Source organism: Anaeromyxobacter oryzae (assembly GCF_023169945.1).
GTDB classification, from domain to species: Bacteria; Myxococcota; Myxococcia; order Myxococcales; family Anaeromyxobacteraceae; genus Anaeromyxobacter; species Anaeromyxobacter oryzae.
The window spans coordinates 3,800,334-3,817,022 of the sequence record NZ_AP025591.1 but is presented as its reverse complement, the minus strand read 5'-3'; the positions used below and the strand labels follow the sequence as shown (position 1 = coordinate 3,817,022).

General features: G+C 75.3%; 12 protein-coding genes. 8 read left to right on the top strand and 4 right to left on the bottom strand.

From position 1 onward, the window contains the following. Positions 1-19: 19 nt before the first annotated feature. Both murI and AMOR_RS16655 read right to left on the bottom strand, forming a co-directional pair. Complete coding sequence (gene murI, locus AMOR_RS16660) at positions 20-799, bottom strand: glutamate racemase (protein ID WP_248352681.1); 780 nt, start codon at positions 797-799, stop codon at positions 20-22. Positions 800-913: 114 nt separating this feature from the next. After that, the gene (locus AMOR_RS16655; protein WP_248352680.1) at positions 914-1,687 is read right to left on the bottom strand and encodes a hypothetical protein; all 774 of its coding nucleotides are present in this window, start codon (positions 1,685-1,687) and stop codon (positions 914-916) included. 313 nt (positions 1,688-2,000) lie between these two features. On the opposite strand from AMOR_RS16655, the gene AMOR_RS16650 reads away from it, so the two are divergent. The 8 genes from AMOR_RS16650 (at position 2,001) to AMOR_RS16615 (ending at position 9,404) form a co-directional block, all read left to right on the top strand. After that, positions 2,001-2,753 carry a MotA/TolQ/ExbB proton channel family protein gene (locus tag AMOR_RS16650; protein ID WP_248352679.1) on the top strand — a complete coding sequence of 251 codons (753 nt, stop codon included), beginning with the start codon at positions 2,001-2,003 and terminating at the stop codon, positions 2,751-2,753. A gap of 15 nt (positions 2,754-2,768) precedes the next feature. Next, positions 2,769-3,227, top strand: coding sequence for a protein TolR (gene tolR, locus AMOR_RS16645; protein WP_248362540.1), 459 nt, complete (start codon positions 2,769-2,771; stop codon positions 3,225-3,227). Further along, positions 3,224-4,033, top strand: coding sequence for a TonB C-terminal domain-containing protein (locus AMOR_RS16640; RefSeq protein ID WP_248352678.1), 810 nt, complete (start codon positions 3,224-3,226; stop codon positions 4,031-4,033). Before tolR ends, AMOR_RS16640 begins: the two co-directional genes overlap by 4 nt. A gap of 21 nt (positions 4,034-4,054) precedes the next feature. Next, complete coding sequence (locus tag AMOR_RS16635; protein WP_248352677.1) at positions 4,055-5,356, top strand: protein TolB; 1,302 nt, start codon at positions 4,055-4,057, stop codon at positions 5,354-5,356. Positions 5,357-5,402: 46 nt separating this feature from the next. Further along, on the top strand, positions 5,403-6,326 hold the full coding sequence (locus AMOR_RS16630; RefSeq protein ID WP_248352676.1) for a Ppx/GppA phosphatase family protein: 924 nt from the start codon (positions 5,403-5,405) through the stop codon (positions 6,324-6,326). Between the two features lie 97 nt (positions 6,327-6,423). Then, the gene (locus AMOR_RS16625) at positions 6,424-6,966 is read left to right on the top strand and encodes a class I SAM-dependent methyltransferase (protein ID WP_248352675.1); all 543 of its coding nucleotides are present in this window, start codon (positions 6,424-6,426) and stop codon (positions 6,964-6,966) included. A gap of 16 nt (positions 6,967-6,982) precedes the next feature. Then, positions 6,983-7,636, top strand: a complete 654-nt coding sequence (locus tag AMOR_RS16620; protein WP_248352674.1) for an HAD-IB family phosphatase — start codon at positions 6,983-6,985, stop codon at positions 7,634-7,636. 301 nt (positions 7,637-7,937) lie between these two features. Further along, positions 7,938-9,404, top strand: a complete 1,467-nt coding sequence (locus tag AMOR_RS16615; protein WP_248352673.1) for an FAD-binding oxidoreductase — start codon at positions 7,938-7,940, stop codon at positions 9,402-9,404. A gap of 236 nt (positions 9,405-9,640) precedes the next feature. On the opposite strand, the gene AMOR_RS16610 is transcribed toward AMOR_RS16615, so the two are convergent. Continuing rightward, positions 9,641-12,730, bottom strand: coding sequence for an outer membrane protein assembly factor (locus AMOR_RS16610; RefSeq protein ID WP_248352672.1), 3,090 nt, complete (start codon positions 12,728-12,730; stop codon positions 9,641-9,643). Then, on the bottom strand, positions 12,715-16,635 hold the full coding sequence (locus AMOR_RS16605; protein ID WP_248352671.1) for a translocation/assembly module TamB domain-containing protein: 3,921 nt from the start codon (positions 16,633-16,635) through the stop codon (positions 12,715-12,717). The genes AMOR_RS16610 and AMOR_RS16605 overlap by 16 nt, the downstream gene beginning before the upstream one ends. Positions 16,636-16,689 lie beyond the last annotated feature (54 nt).

Below are 16,689 nucleotides of genomic sequence, written 5' to 3'. Positions count from 1 at the left end.
GGAGCGCGGGACGCCCCGCTCAGACATCCACGTGCTCGGCGCTCGTGACGGCGCGGCCGAGGAACCGGCCCGCGACGGCGAGGAACTTCTCCGGCACGTCGGTGACGAGGAAGTCGTGGCGTCCGGCGCCCCCCGGCGCGTCGCCGAGCCGCTCGCGCACCTCGGCCGCGATGGCCTCGGCGCTGTCGACCAGCACGACGCCCGGGACCTCGAGCGCGATCGCCGCCTTGAGCAGGGGGTAGTGCGTGCAGCCGAGGACGAGGGTGTCGATGCCGGCGCCGCGGAGGGGCGCGAGGTAGCGAGCGACGACGCCGCGGACGATCGCGTCGCCGGGATCCGTCCAGCCCTCCTCGGCGAGCGGCACGAACAGCGGGCAGGCGCGCGCGATCACCTCGGCCCCCTCTCGCGCGCGCCGGATCGCGGACTGGTACGCGCCGGAGGACACGGTCCCCTGCGTGCCGATGACGCCGATCCGACCGGTGCGCGACGCCCGGGCGGCGACCCGCGCGCCCGGCTCGACGACCCCGAGCACCGGCACCGCAAGCTCGGCCCGGAGCGCCGGGAGCGCGACCGCGGAAGCCGTGTTGCAGGCGACGACGAGGAAGTCGATCCCGCGGCGCGCGAGGACGCGCGCGTTCCGGAGCGAGTACTGCGTGACGGTCTCCGCGGACTTCGTGCCGTACGGCACGCGGGCGGTGTCGCCGAGGTAGATGGTGTCCGCGGAGGGGAGCGCGTCGAGGATCGCGCGGTGGACCGTCAGCCCGCCGACGCCGGAGTCGAAGATGCCGATGCGTGACACGGCGCGGAGTCTACTCCCGTCGGGGCTCGCGCGCTCGCCGAGCCGCGCGGAGGAAAGGCGAGAGGGCGCGGCCCCGATGGCCCGCGCCCTCCCCGGGAACCACGCGACGCTGCCCTACGGCTTCGCCGTCACCGCCGTCGCCGTCGTCGCCAGCGCCTTCGCGCGGCCCGTGCCCGCCGGCGCCGCGGCCGCCGGGCAGAACGTGTTCCCGTCGACGAGCGCGACCGCGAGGACCGACTCGGTGGCGGCGTTCACGGAGAACGAGGTCGCGGTGCAGTTCGTCGCCGTCGGGACGTACGCGCCGGCCGACGGCACGACCTCCTCGACACGCTGGAGCGTGAACGGGCCGACCGGCATCGGGAAGGAGATGGGCGTGCCGCAGACGTAGGCCGTCGTGTTCGCCGTCTCGTCGGCGACGGCGGCGACCGTGTTCGCGATCTGGTCGAACATCGAGAACCAGATGTACGAGCCGCCGGCCGTGCAGACGTTCGTCGGCGTGAAGGTGTAGTCGAGCGTCACGGTCCCCTCCGCGGGGCGAGAGTTGACGAACTGCTCGCCGCACCCGCTGCCGCTCACCGTCGGCTCGTCGCGGAGCAGGATCGTCTTCGCGGGGTCGAGCCCCTCGACGGTGAAGCGGTGCGACCCGCTCGGCACGTCGAGGACGCTGACGCCGCCCTGCGTGCAATCGAACTCCCCCACGGGCGCGTCGTCCATGAACACGTCGACGAACCGCACCCCTGCGGCGGAACACGAAGTGGTCTCCACCCCGTTCGCGAGCAGGAACGACGGCCAGCCGACGGAGACCGTGCGGGAGTTGCACGTATCGTTCGTGACGATGCAGCCCGTCCCGAGGACGGAAGCGGCGAGGAGCAGCGCGAGGCGTCTCATTGGGATTCTCCTCCAGCAGGTTCCGGCCCTTCGGGGCCCAGGCACCGTCCAGTTGAGCAACGCACGTGCCACGGGGGTTGGACGGCGAAACGGGGAGAATTATGCATTGCCGGCAGGCTTCCCGGTGCCGGCCCGGCACGATCCGTGGCGACTCCTCACACCCAGCGGGTGGGAAGATGTGAGCCGCGCCTCCCGGGAGAGATTTCGTCGCCCCGGGCGTTTTGTTCGCGAACCCCCGTCTCCGCGCCGAGAATGGCCGGGTGGGGGCCGCGCCCACCCGCGCGCCCCGTGCTAGAGGTGACCGATCCCTGCCATGACGACCGTCCCATCGCTCCTCCCCCTCCTCGCCTCTCGCCCGCCGCTCGCCGCCGCGGGCGGTGACGGGCTCGACTACCTCGAGATCGCCCGTCACTCCGGGCCGGTCGGCATCGGCGTCCTCCTGCTGCTCCTCAGCGCGTCGGCGGTGTCGTGGGCCATCATCGTGAAGAAGTGGCTCCAGATCCGGCGCGCGCAGGACGAGTCGGTGAAGTTCCTCGAGACGTTCTGGCAGTCGAAGCGCCTCGACGCGATCTACCAGGCCGCCGAGTCGCTCGTCGGCTCGCCCCTCAGCCACGTCTTCCGCGCCGGCTACGTCGAGCTCTCGAAGGTGACGGCCGGGAAGAAGGAGAACGGCGAGCCGCGCGGCATGTCCGACGAGCTCGGCGGCATCGAGAACGTCGAGCGCGCCCTCAAGCGCGCCGCCGCGTCGGAGGTGACCGCGCTCGAGCGGCAGGTGCCGTTCCTCGGCACGACCGCGAGCGCCGCGCCGTTCGTCGGGCTCTTCGGCACGGTCTGGGGCATCATGTCCGCGTTCCACGACATCTACCGCATGGGCAACGCGAACCTCGCGACGGTGGCCCGCCCGATCAGCGAGGCGCTCATCGCGACCGCCGTCGGCCTCTTCGCCGCGATCCCGGCGGTGGTGGCGTACAACTTCTTCGTCTCGAAGATCCGCGTGCTCGACAGCGAGATGACCAACTTCTCGAACGACTTCCTCAACATCGTCCGGCGGCACTTCTTCAGCTAGGAGCGAGCCGTGGCGATGTCCTCGGGCGGCGGAGGCCGCCAGACCCTCACCGAGATCAACGTCACGCCGCTCGTCGACGTGATGCTCGTGCTGCTCATCATCTTCATGGTCACCGCGCCGCTCATCCAGCAGGGCGTCGAGGTGAACCTGCCGGACGCGCGCGCGAAGCCCGTGGACGCGGAGGAGCAGAAGCTCGTCCTCTCGATCAAGCGCGACAAGACGCTGTGGCTCGGCTCGACGGAGGACGCGGCGCAGATCCCCTACGACCTGCTCGAGGACAAGCTCCGCGCGAATCCCCGGGCGCAGAAGGACCACGAGCTGTACCTCATGGCCGACAAGGGGCTGCCCTACGGGTTCGTCGTCGACGTGATGGCGACGGTGCAGCGCGCGGGGATCGTGAACGTCGGGATGATCACGAACCCCGCGCCCGAGCACGTGCGCGCGGCGCCGGAGAAGGAGGCGCGGCGTCGATGACGATCCCGGTGGCGACGGCGCTCGGGCGGCGCGACCGCTCCTGGCCGGCGATCCTCGCGTCCGCCACCGTTCACGCGGCGGTCATCGCGTGGGCGCTCACCGCCGCCTCGCGGCCGGAGCTCACGCTGGACCAGAAGCCGATCGTCGCGAAGCTCGTGCGGCTCGGGCAGAAGCGGCCGGACGAGCTGCTGCCGCGCAAGTCCTCGACGGCGCCGCCGCCCGCTCCCGCCGCGCCGACGCCGCCCGCTCCCGCGCCCGCCGCCGCCCCCGCCCCCGCCGCGCCCGCTCCCGTGGCGCCCGCCGCCAAGCCGGCGCCGGCGTCGCGGCCTGCGCTCGCCGCGAAGCCGCCGCCCCCCGCCCCGCCCGCGCACGCCTCCGGTTCCACGGCGCGCGGGAGCGGCGCGTCCGTCGCGTCGATCCTCGCGGGCGCGCGCCGGGCGCAGGAGCACGATCAGGAGCAGTGGGGCTCGCCCGACGGCGATCCGATGGGCGACGCCGATCAGGCCGCGGAGGGCGACCGGTACCTCGCGCAGGTCGTGCAGGCGCTCCGCCAGAACTACTCCGTGCCGGAGATGCTCTCGGACCGCGACCGGATGAGCCTCGAGGCGAAGGTCGTGCTCTACATCGAGTCGGACGGCCGCGTGGCGCGCTGGAACGTCGAGGCCCCGAGCGGCAACGGCCTCTTCGACGGCGCGCTCGAGCGGACCCTCTCGCGGACGCGCCGCGTCCCGCCCCCGCCGGAGGGCAGCCGCGACCAGTACCGCCGCGGCATCCTCGTCATCTTCACCCCGCGCACCCTCGGGTAGCCGACCCCCGGAGCCCCCGCCATGCCCGCCCGCCCGCTCGCGCTCGCCGCGCTCCTCCTCGCCGCCCTGCCCGCCCTCGCGGAGGACCGGCCGACCATCATCGTCGGGTCTCCCGAGTTCCGGCCGCTGCCGGTCGCGGTCGTGGACTTCTCGGGCGAGGGCGACGCCCGCGCCGCCGCCGCCGAGGCGACGTCGGTCGTCCGGGCCGACCTCGCCCTGTCGGGCCTGTTCGACGTCCTCGATCCGCGCGGCTTCCTCGCCGATCCGTCCGAGGGCTACGCCGCGACGTCCATCAAGTTCGCGCGCTGGGCGGACGTCGGCGCGGACGGGCTCGTGAAGGCGCGCCTCTCCCGGACCCCGGCGGACGTGGAGGGGGAGCTGCACCTCTACGAGGTCCGCGCCGGCCGCGAGGTGCTCGTGAAGACGCTGAAGGTGTCCGCCGCCGAGCCGCGGCGACTCGCGCACCGCATGGCCGACGAGATCGTCCGCTACTACACGCGCGAGCCGGGCGTGTTCGCCTCCCAGATCGCGGCGATCCGCAAGCGCCCCGGGATCTACGAGCTCGTCCTGTTCGACGTGGACGGCGGCTCGCCGCGGGTGGTGCTCACCGAGCGGAAGGCGCTCATGAGCCCGACCTGGCGGCCCGACGGCAACGAGCTCCTCGTGACGAGCTACCGGACCGGGCGCCCGGAGATCTGGGCGTACCGGCTCGCGGACCGGTCGTTCCGCCCGGTCGGCGGCATCGCGAACGCGATGGGCGCGGTGTACTCGCCGGACGGGAGCCGCATCGCCTTCACGGTGACGAAGGATGGCAACACGCACGTGTGGGTGATGAACGCCGACGGCACCGGGGCACGCCAGCTCACGAAGGAGCGGTGCATCGACGTCACCCCGACCTGGTCGCCGGACGGCCGCCGCATCGCGTTCTCCTCGGATCGCGCCGGCAGCTCCCAGATCTACGTGATGAGCGCGGACGGCAGCGACCTCCGGCGGGTCACCTTCCAGGGCAACTACAACCAGACGCCGCAGTGGAGCCCGCGCGGCGATCAGATCGCGTTCACGGCGCGGGACGAGCGGCTCGTCTTCGACGTCTTCTCCATCGCGCCCGCCACGGGCACCGTGACGCGCCTGACCCAGGACCAGGGCCGCACGAACGAGGAGCCCTCGTGGGCGCCGAACGGGCGGCTGCTGGTGTTCCGGACCGATCGCGCCGGCAGCTGGCAGCTCGTGGTCTCGGACCCGAAGGGCGATCGGCAGACGGTCATCGCCGGCGCGAAGGGCGCCGAGCTCGCCGGCGCGGCGTGGGGCCCGACGCAGGATTAGAGACTCTCCCCGCGGCGGCGTCCCCGCGCGCGGCGACGGAGGCCGGGTGTCCAAGAACCGCTACGCGGCGATCGACGTCGGCACCAACACCGTCCTGCTCCTCGTCGCGGAGCGGCGCGGCGGCGGGCTCGCGCCGGTCCTCGAGCGCGCGGAGATCACCCGCCTCGGCCGCGGGGTGGACCGGACCGGCCGGCTCGATCCCGCGGCGATCCAGGGCACGGTGGACGTCGTCGCCGCCTACGCAGCGGAGGCTCGCGGCCTCGGCGCCGAGATCCTCGCGTGCGTCGCGACGAGCGCCGCGCGGGACGCCGCGAACGGCGCCGACTTCTTCGCGGCCGCGCGCGAGCGGGCCGGCCTCTCGCCCGAGATCATCTCCGGCGACGAGGAGGCGCGCCTCGTCTACGGGAGCGCGTTCCGCGACTTCGGCGCCGGCGGGCCGCTCGCGGTCCTCGACGTCGGCGGCGGCTCCACCGAGTTCATCGTGGGCGAGGGGCCCGCTCCCCGCGCGCGCACGAGCCTGCAGGTCGGGGCGGTGCGGCTGACGGAGCGGCACGTCACGACGGATCCCATCGCCGCGGTGGAGTGGGCCCGCGTCCGCGCCGCCGCCCGGGACGCGCTCGCGCCGCTCGCGGGGCTCGCGGCGGGGGCGGGCGCGACGCTCGTCGGCGTGGCCGGCACGGTCACCACGCTGTGCGCGGTGGCCCAGGCGCTCCCGGCCTACGACGCGGAGAAGGTGCACGGCGCGGTGATGGCGCGCGCGGACGTCGAGGCGCTCCTCGCCCGCCTCGCGGCGCTGCCGGTCGCCGCGCGCGCCGCGCTGCCGGGAATGGAGCCGAAGCGCGCCGACGTCATCCTGGCCGGCGGCGCGATCGTCGCCGAGGCCATGGCGCTCGCCGGCTTCGACCGGCTCACCGTGTCCGACCGCGGCGTCCGCTGGGGGCTGCTCTACGATCGCCTCCCTCCGGGATAGCGCCGCCCGGGCCTACGCCCGGTTCGCGTTCGGCCCGGCCGCCGCGATCTACGCGTTCGTCACCGACAACGAGGCGTGGCGCCGCGACTGCCGGGAGATGGCGGCGCTCGTACCGGGCCCGCGGGTGCTCGACCTCGGCGTCGGCCCGGGCACGAGCGCCCTCGAGATGGCGCGCGCGGAGCGCGGGCGGTGGCACCTCGGGCTCGACGTGTCCGGCGACATGCTCCGCCGCGCGGCGGCCCGGGCGCGGAGCGGCGGCGTCCCGCTGGCGCTCGTCCGGGGGGACGCCCTCGCGCTCCCCGTCCGCGACGCCGTCTTCGACGGCGTCACGGGCCACAGCTTCCTGTACCTCCTCCCGGATCCTGCCTCGGCGCTCGCCGAGCTCCGCGGCGCGCTCCGGCCGGGCGGCCGCGTCGCGTTCCTCGAGCCGCGCGCGGTCCCGGCGCCGCTCCGCGCCGCGCTCCGCGGCGGGGCCCGCTTCGGCGTCTCGATGCTGCTCTGGCGCGGCATGTCCCGGCTCCACCGGCGCTTCGGCGAGGCGGAGCTCGTGGCGCTCCTCGACGGCAGCGGCTTCCGTGCGGCGCGCGCCTGGCCGGTGCTGGCCGGGTTCGGCGTGATGGCGACCGCAGAGCGCCCGTAGTACATGATCCCTCCCCATGCCCGCGCCCTGGGCCATCGTGTGCGACTTCGACGGCACCGCGCTCACCGAGGACCTCGGCGACGAGGTCGCGTACCGCTTCGTCGGAGTGGAGCACTACCGCGCCCAGGCGGCGCGCTACCACGCCGGCGAGCTCGACTTCGGCCGGCTCCTCGTCGCGATCTTCGGCGGCATCCGCGCCACCCGCGACGAGATCGCCGCGTTCGCGCTCGGCCGGTTCGCGTGGCGACCGGGGTTCGAGGCGTTCGTCGCGGCGTCGCGCGACGCGGGCCGCCCCTTCCTCGTCGTCTCCGCCGGGCTCGACGTCTACATCGAGCCGGTGCTGGATCGCCTGCCGCCACCGCTCCGCACCCACGTCGAGCTCCGCGCGAACCACGCGAGCTGCGCCCCGGAGGGGCTCACCGTCGCCTTCCACGGCGAGGACTGCGGCTACTGCGGCTTCTGCAAGGGAAGCGTCGTCCGGGAGCTCCAGGCCGCCGGGCACCGCGTCGTGCTCTGCGGCGACGGAACCGGCGACCGGCACGCGGCGGACGCCGCCGATCACGTGTTCGCGCGGAGGGGCTCGTCACTCGTGAAGTACTGCGGCGAGCGCGGCCTCCCGCACGACGTCTTCGAGACGTTCTTCGAGGTCATGGCGCGCTTCCCGCGGTAGGCGAGGGCTACCCGGCCGGAAAAGTATTTGTTCCGCGCGATTCCCGCGGGTTCGCCCCCTTCGCGGGAGCGCCGCCCTTCGCCGGCCGGTGGCCCGCGGGATCGGCGTCCGACCGGACGGCCACGCCGACCGGCGGAGGCCTGCCCGTGGACATCTTGGGCTCCCCCGCGCCACGGGAGCGAAACGGCCTTGTCCGCTCGCCGGCGCGCCGCCATTCCTTGCGCGCGTTGCGGGCCGGCGTCGACCTCGGAGCGATGCGGAGCGCGTCGCCGGCGCGTGCTCGCGGACCGGAGGAGAGACCATGAGCCAGAGAGAGATCTCGTCGGAGACGAAGCTCCCGCCCCAGGCCACGGGGGGGACCGCGAAGCGCACCAGCCGGGAGAGCGGATTGCCTCCGGAGGCGCTGGAGGCGCTGCGCGGCCAGGTGCGGGGGGCGCTCTGCCTGCCGGGCGAGCCCGGGTACGAGGCGGCGCGCACGCTCTGGAACGCGATGATCGATCGGCACCCCGCCGCCGTCGTCCGCGCGGCCGGCGCGGCGGACGTGATCCGCGCGGTCAGCGTGGCGAGCCGTCACGGGATCGACCTGGCCGTGCGGGGCGGCGGCCACAACGTGGCGGGGAACGCCTCCTGCGACGGCGGCCTCATGATCGATCTCACGCCGATGAAGTCGGTGCGGGTCGATCCCGCGGCCCGGACGGCGCGCGTCGAGCCCGGGGTGACGCTCGGCGAGCTCGATCTCGAGACCCAGGCGTTCGGGCTCGCGACGCCGACCGGCATCAACTCGACGACGGGCGTGGCCGGGCTCACCCTCGGCGGCGGCTTCGGCTGGCTGAGCCGCAGGTACGGCCTCACGGTGGACAACCTGCTCTCCGCCGACGTGGTGACCGCGGACGGCGCGCTGATCCACGCGAGCGAGCAGGAGAACCCGGACCTGTTCTGGGCGCTGCGCGGCGGAGGCGGCAACTTCGGCGTGGTGACCTCCTTCGAGTTCCGGCTGCACCCGGTCGGCCCCGAGGTGCTCGCGGGGCTCGTGGTCCATCCGCTCTCGAGGGCGCGGGAGGTGCTGCAGGGCTACCGCGAGATCGTCGCCCGCGCGCCGGACGAGCTCGCGTGCTGGGGCGTGCTGCGGAAGGCACCCCCGCTGCCGTTCCTCGCGCCGGAGGTCCACGGGACCGAGATCCTCGCCCTCGCCATCTGCTGGGCAGGAGAGCTCGAGGCGGGTCGGCAGGCGGTCGAGCCGCTGCGGAAGCTCGGGACGCCCATCGGCGAGCACCTCGGCCCCGCTCCCTTCGTCGCCTGGCAGACGGCGTTCGACGCGCTGCTCACGCCGGGCGCCCGGAACTACTGGAAGTCGCACGACCTGCGGACGCTCTCCGACGGCGCGATCGACGTCCTCCTCGATCACGCCGGCAAGCTGCCCTCGCCCGAGTGCGAGCTGTTCCTCGGACAGCTCGGCGGGGCGGTGAACCGCGTCCCCGCCACCGCGACGGCCTACCCGCACCGGGACGTCGAGTTCGTGGTGAACGCGCACGGGCGCTGGCGTGAACCGGCGGACGACGCGCGCTGCATCGCCTGGGCGCGCTCGCTGTTCGACGCGCTCGCCCCGCACGCCACCGGCGGCGTGTACGTGAACTTCATGCCGGAGGACGAGACGGCGCGCATCCAGGGCGCCTACGGCCCGAACTACGGCCGGCTCGCGCAGCTCAAGGCGAAGTACGACCCGGAGAACCTGTTCCGGCTGAACCAGAACATCCGGCCGGCGTCCTGAGCCGCTGGGTCTTCACAGGCGCCCGCGCCCCGTGGCCGTGCCCGTACACGTGCCCGGCCTCTCCGTGACCGCCTCCCGATTCCCGTGGCCCGTGGCCCGTGAGACGTGCCCGCCAGCGCTCGCACTGCGGGGCACGGGAACGGCCCAGGGGCCACGGGAGGCGGGTCACGGGCACGGGTTCGGGCACGCTCACGGGCACGGCCACGGGTTACGGGGCGGTACCGATGGCGTGACGTCTAGAACAATCCAATGGTGAAGTGCGGCGCGAACATCCGCTCGTTGATGCTGTGATCCGGCGTGACGTTGAACCCGAAGTCCAGCGCCGCGGGCCCGACCGGCGTCACGAACCGGAGCCCGAGCCCGGCGTTCGCCCGGAGCGCGAGCAGGTCGACGGCGTTCGGGTTCAGCCACACGTTCCCGACGTCGACGAAGAAGCCCGCCTCCACCGACGGCGTGAGCGACAGGCGCACCTCGCTCTTGACCAGCACGAACGCCTCGCCGCCCTCCGACACGGGCAGCTGCCCCGCCGCGATGCGGCGGCCCTGGTCCGTGCAGCCCACGCCGGTGACCGACGTCGCGCACGCCCGGGCCGCCGCGGAGAGATCCGCGCGGACGTCCTCGGGGATCATCTCCTCCTCGGCGTAGCCGCGCATCGTGGACGCGCCGCCGAGGAAGAAGCGGCGCGGGATGATCGTCCGCGAGCCGTCGTCGAGCGGGAAGACCCGGCCGCCGCGGAGGGACAGCGCGAGGACGCTGGCGCGGCCGATGGGCAGGTAGCCGGAGGCCGTCCCGGAGAGCTTCACCATGTTGGTGTGGATGTCCGAGCCGGGGAGCAGGCCCAGCGCCACCCGGTCTCCGCCGCTCCCGAGCGAGTGCCCGTACTCGAACGCGCCCGCGGCGAACCAGCCCCGGTGCGGGTGGGCGGCGTTGTCGCGGTAGTCGAGCGTGAACGACGGCCGGATGACCTGGAGGGTCGTGACGCCCTCGTCGAACCGCAGCCGCTCGATGTCCGCCTGCGTGAGCTGGCCGGAGAAGGACGTCCTCCGGATGTCGTCCACCTCGAGCTCGTACTGGAGCGAGAAGCCGACGCGCGACGTGAGGCCGACGTCCAGGCCGGAGACGGCGCTCCGGCGGCGGAGGTCGTACGCACGGCGGTGGAGGATCTCGCCGATGGCGTCCGCGCGCGCGCTCGCCTGGAACGGGAGGAGCTCGAGCCGGCTCCAGCGCAGGCCGACGTCGGCGCGCCCCTCGATGCGCTCGCCGAAGTCCTTGCCCGCGACGTTCGGGCCGAAGCCCGCGACGTCCACGAGGTAGTTCACCTTCCCGCGCGCGGCGAGCTCGATGGCCCGGCCGAGCACGTTCGGCCGGGTGTACTCGAGCTCCGCGCGTGGCCCGTTCGCGATCGAGTACCCGAGCCCCTGCGTGAGCGTCGCGTACGGCCGCTCGGCCACCTCCACCGCGAGGTCCTTCACGGGCTGCGGCGAGTCCGCGTCCTGGAGCCGGAGGTTCACCGATCGGAAGATCCCGAGGCGCAGGAGCGACGCCTGGCTCCGCGCGACGGCCTCGGGGTCGTAGACCCGCCCCTCGTCCACGTCGATGGCGCTCCGGACCAGCTCGCCGCGGGTGCGGCGGTTCCCGAGGACCACGATGCGGCCGATCCGGACCTGCGGCCCCTCGTCGACGACGAAGCGGACCGCAGCGACGTGGCGCTCCCGGTCGAGCTCCTCCCGCGCCTCGACGCGCGCGTAGTAGTAGCCGCGCGAGAGGTACAGGCGGAGGATGGCGACGCGCGTCTCCTCGACGCGGTCGAACGCGAGCGGCTCGCCGGGGGCGAGCCGGGACTCCTTCGCGAGGAGCGGCACCGACACCGCCGCGTTCCCCTCGAACGAGATCGACTCCACGCGCGTGAGCGGCCCCTCGCGGAACCGCACGGTGGCGTCGGCGATCCGGCGCGCGCCGTCCAGCGTGACGGAGCCGCCGAGGTAGACCGCCTCCAGGAACCCCTCGGCGCGGTAGGCGCCCACGACCCGCTCCGCGGCGCGGTCCCACGCGGCCTCGTCCCATCGGGCGCGGGGCGCGAGGGGCGGCGGCGACGACGGCGGCGCGGTGACGCCCGGGATCGACGCGAGGAGCGCCCGGGCCGCGTCGTCCTCGCCGCCCGATGCCTCGCCCTCGTCGGCCTCGAGCAGCGCGAAGAGGCGGTCCCGGATCGCGGCGGGCTCCCGCGCCGAGACCCCCTCGACCACGACGGACCCGAGCCGGTACGGGAGCCCCTCGTGGACGTGGAGCACGACGAGCAGGTCCGCGCCGAGCCGCCGCTCCTCGGCCTCGACGCGCGCGGCGGCGTACCCGCGGGCCCGGTAGTACGCGCGGAGTCGGTCCACCGCCGCGTCGATCGCGGGCGCGTCGACGGGCTGGTCCTCCTCGAGCCCGAGCTGCCGCTCCAGGACGGCCGCGGGGATCACCTCGTTCCCCCGGTAGACGAACGCGATCCGCGGCCCGGCGGCCGCCGGGATCTCGACGTCCGCCGTCGCGCCCTCGACCGCGATCACCGGCGTCCCGACGCGCGCGCGCCGGTAGCCCGCGTGGTGCAGCGCGGCGCGCAGCGCCCGCACGTCGTCCGCGAGCACGTCCTCGTCCAGGATCTCGCCGGGCCGCGTGCGCAGCCGATCGGCGAACGCCGCGGCGGGATCGCCGCGCTCGCCCGCGCGGACGGTCCGCACGCGCGTCGGGGATCCGGTCCGGACCGCGAGGTCGACGGCCACGCGCGCGTCCCCGCTCACCCGCGTCTCGACCACGGCGCCGTGGAAGCCGTGCCGTCCGAGGAGCGCCCGCACCCGCGCGACCGCCTCCTCGAGCGCGACGTCGTCGAAGGAATCGCCCGGATCGAGGCGCGCGGCGCCACGCAGCGCCTCCTCGTCGGGGCCGCCCCGATCCTTCCGGATCACGACCCGCTCGACGCGCCGGATCGGCAGCGCCTCGACGCCGAGGCGCACCCACGTGCCTCTGGCGCCCGCGGGCGGGTCCGCCGGGAGCTCCCGGACGACGACGCTGCGGTACCGGCCGGTGAGGTACAGCCGCTGGACCGTGAGCCGGAGCGCGGCGATGGAGAGCGGCTCGCCGACGACGACGGCGACCAGCTGCGCCGCGCCCTCCCGCGGCTCGCCCTCGGGGAGGTGCAGATCGACCGCGGCGACTCGCGCCGGCGCCCCGCCGGCCCGGGCCGCGGCCGGGAGCGCGAGCGCCGCCGCCACCGCGACGGCCACGGCGCGGGTCCTGCGACACGTGTACGCGCCGGACGCGCGCCGGCTCACCGATCCGTCCATTCCCACCGCAGCTTCAGGTCGACGCCGTGATCCCCGGTCGAGACGTCCGGGTTGTCGTTCTCCCACTGGTACTGCACCGCCGTGTGCTGCCCGAGCCGGAGCTCCGCCTGCGCCTTGCGGCCCCGCGCGCCGCCGAGCGGCGCCTGCAGCAGGAGCCGGAGGCGATCGCGCAGGAGCCACGATTCGAACTCGGCGCGCGGCTCCACCTGCCCCGTCTCCTCGGAGTACGCGCTCGTGATCCGCATCGAGAGGTCGCGGATCGGGCCGCCGCGCGGGAGGAACCGGCGCACCTGCTCGTCGAGCCCGGAAGCGGAGAAGAGCGCCTGCGCGGCGGCGGCCGTCGCGACCCCGCCCACCCCGGTCCCGGCGGCGGCGTCGCGGCGCGTGAACCCGAGCGACAGGAGCGTCACGATGTCCGGCTGCGGGAGCGCGGGGACGCTCGTGAGGCTCACGTCCGGCCGCGACAGCGAGCCGGAGACGGTCATCAGGACCTCGTAGTCGCGCACCTGCGACTGTCCGTGGACGTCGAGCGCGATCTCGACGCCGTGCCGGTCGGTGAACTCGAGCACGGCGTGCGTGAGGATGAACTCGTTCCCGCGGAACACGAGCCGGCTGCCCTCGCCCATCGCGAGGCTCCCCGCCACCCCCGGCGCCGCCAGGGTCCCGGTGACGGTCAGCGCGCCGCCGAGCGAGCCCCGGACGAGGTCGTTCTCCACGCGCGCGTCGCCGTCCACCGCGAGCTGGAGGTCGAGCTGCAGCCACTCGCCGGACTTGTCGTAGGAACGGGGCGGCGGGGGCGGGCGGCGCCGCAGCTCGAGCAGGCTGCCCTCCAGATCCACGTCGGCCGTGTAGCGCGCGCGGACCACGTGCAGGCGGCCGGTGAGGAGCGCGGACTCGGGGGTGCCGTCCACCTCCACGCGGCCGCGGAGCGTCACCGGGAGCCACGCCGGCACCGCGACCGGCACGTCGGCGAGCTCCGCCTCGACGCGCATGCGGGTCGGCGCGAACCGCGCGAGCTCGACCTCGCCGCCGAGCCGCACGCTGCCGCCGTTCACGTCCCCGGTGAGGCCGTCGAACAGGACCCGGTTCTGCGAGAAGGCGAGGTCGCCGCGGACGCCGGAGAACGAGACCGCCGCGCCGCGCACCTGGAACCCCGCGTCCGAGACCCGGCCGGACCCGACGAGCACGGGCTCCTCGATGGTCCCGCCGACGTGGGCCTCGACCGCGAGCTGGCCGTGGGCGCGGCGGAGCGCGGGGACGAGCGCGCCGAGGAGGCGCAGGTCCACGCCCCCGGACGCGGCGACGTCGAGGCGGCCGCCGGGGCCGTGCGAGCCCGCGACGGTGAGCTCCGTGTTCATCCCCCGGACCGTCAGCGGCGCCAGCGAGAGCCGTCCCGCAGCGTACGAGAGCGACGCCGGCGTGGCCGCCTCGACGCGGAGATCCGCGTAGGAGGCCTGCAGCCGGTCGAGGGTCGCGGCGCCGCGGCCCTGGGCCGGATCGTCCAGCGCGCCCTCGAGCGTCGCCACGCCGTGGACGCGCGCGTGCAGCCCCGCCGGCGCGCCGCCGGGGACGAGGCGCGCGGCGTCCTCGAGGGCCAGGTCCGCGCGCGCCCGGAACGGCCGCGCCCCCTCGAGGCGCACCTCGCCGGAGAAGTCGATCCCGTCCGCGCTGCCGGTCACCACGAGCTGCCGCTCGACGAGCGTGCCGCCCGCCTGGACCGTCCCGAGGGGCACGCCGTCGAGCGCCACCGCGTCGCCGTTCGCGGCGAACCGCACGTCGGGGTGCTCGTACGCGCCGCCGAGCACGGCCCTGCCGCTCGCCGAGCCCTCCCACGTCCCGGGGAGCTGCAGATCCGCGATCGGCACGCCGGAGAAGGAGACGTCGAGCTTCCACGGGAACGGCGGCGCGACGCCCCAGCGCCCCTCCATGCGCGCGATACCCGTGCCGCGCCGGAGCTCGCCGCGATCGAGGCGGATCGTCTCACCGGCGAGGATCTTCCCCGCCGCGCGGCCGGACTCGTACCGGCGGCCGACGAGGGCCCCGGCCCCGAGCCTCGCGTCGAAGTCCGCGTCGAGCGCGTCCGCGCGACCGCTGCCGGTCCCGACGAGCTCCACGTCGCCGTCCACGACGTCGCGCAGGCCGCGGGTCCTCGGCAGCCAGTCGCGCACGGCGTCCAGGAGATCGCGGATCCGCCCCTGCACCTCGAGGCGCGAGGAGACGATCCGCGTCGGGTACCGGGAGAGGTCGACGAGGGCCTCGGCCCGGTAGCGCGACGCGCCGAGCGCGCCTTCCGCGCCGCGGAAGTGGAGGAGGAAGTCGTCGTAGGTGAAGTCGGTGGCGACGGCGCCGAGGTCGATCTCGAGGAAGTGGAAGCCCTCGAGCCGCGCCCGGCCGGTGACGTGTGGGTTGCCGTAGGGCGCCGCGCCGATCGCCGCCTCGACCGTGCCCCGGCCGCTCCAGGGGATCGTCGCGAGCCGCCCGAGCGCGGAGAAGTCCACGTCACCGCGGCAGCGCACGGAGAACCCGCGCGCCGCGTCGAACCACGCGACGCCGTCCGCCTCGACCGTCCCCCGCCCGACCGTCAGCCGCGCGCCGTCGATGAACAGGCCCGCGCGGTCGACGCGCAGCCCGGTCTCGAGCCGCCCCTTCGCGAACGCCAGGATCCCGGGGTCTCCCGCGCCGACCGCCCAGGACCGCGTGAGCGCCTTGAACCCGCGCACGTCGCCGGAGAACGATCCCACGAGCTGCGGCGGCGAGAGCGTGCCGGCGATCCGTCCCTTGCCGTCGAGCCTGGCGGTGATCCAGGGCCCGGTGACGCCGAGCCGGTCCAGCACCTCGGCGAGGTCCACGCCCGCCGAGTCCACCTCCGCGTCGATGCGCAGGCCGCGCCCGAGCTTGACCGTGCCGTGGGCCACCGCCGTGCCGCCCTGGGCGGCGATCGCCAGGCGGTCGACCACGAGCGCGTCCGGCGCGAGCCGCACCTGCGCCTCGAGGTCGCCCGGGATCCAGCGCTCGACGCGCACGCCGTGCGTCCGGACGGTCGCGGTCACCGCGGGCGCGCCCGGGGCGCCGGTCACGCGCGCCTCGACGGACGCCGTGCCCACCACCGTCGAGGGCACGCCTGCGAGCGCGAGCAGGGCCGCGAGCGGCCCCTCCGCCCGGGCGGTGACGTCGAGGCGCGGCGCGCAGAGGTCGCGCACGCGGCCGTGCACCGAGAGGCGCGCGCCCTCGACCTCCGCCGCGGCCGAGGACACGTCGAGCTCCGAGAGGTCGAGCGCGAGCTCGGCGTCGCCCTCGACGCGCGCGGCCGCGAAGCGCCGCCCGGCCGCCGTGACCCGGACCGGCCCCGTCTCGACGGCCACCCGCGCGCGGCGCGCCGGCGCGGCGAGGGCGCGGAGGGTGCGCGCGGGCGGCCTCGAGCGGACCTCGAGCCGCTCCACCTCGACGCGCCGGCCGCCCGGCAAGGACAGGTCGAGCGCGCCGTCCTCGACGTCGAGCTGGCGGACCTCGAACCGGGACAGGAACGGCGGCGGGCAGGGCCCGCCGGCGCCCGCGCCCCCCGGGATCGTCACCGCGAGCCGCGGACGCACGAGGGCCACGCGCTCGAGGTGCAGCTGGCGCCCCAGCGCCTGGACCGGCGCGAGGCGCGCCGAGAGCGCATCCGCGGAGAAGACCGGCGCGCCCGGCGGCCCGAGCGCGACCCGCTCGGCCTCGACCTCGAACGCGAGCGGGTCGACGCGGCAGGACGCGAACGAGAGGGCGAGGCCGGTCGCGGCCTCCACGCGCGCGGCGGCGAGGCCGCAGATCCGCTCGCCGGCCCAGCGCGTGCGCAGGATCGCCAGCGTCACGACCACGAGGGTCGCGACGAGCGCGAGGAACGCGAGGGCGAGGGTCCGCTTCTTCAAGTCGATCCGGCTCCGCCCGGATTGTCTCCCGCGCGTCGCGCCGCGCCAAGATCG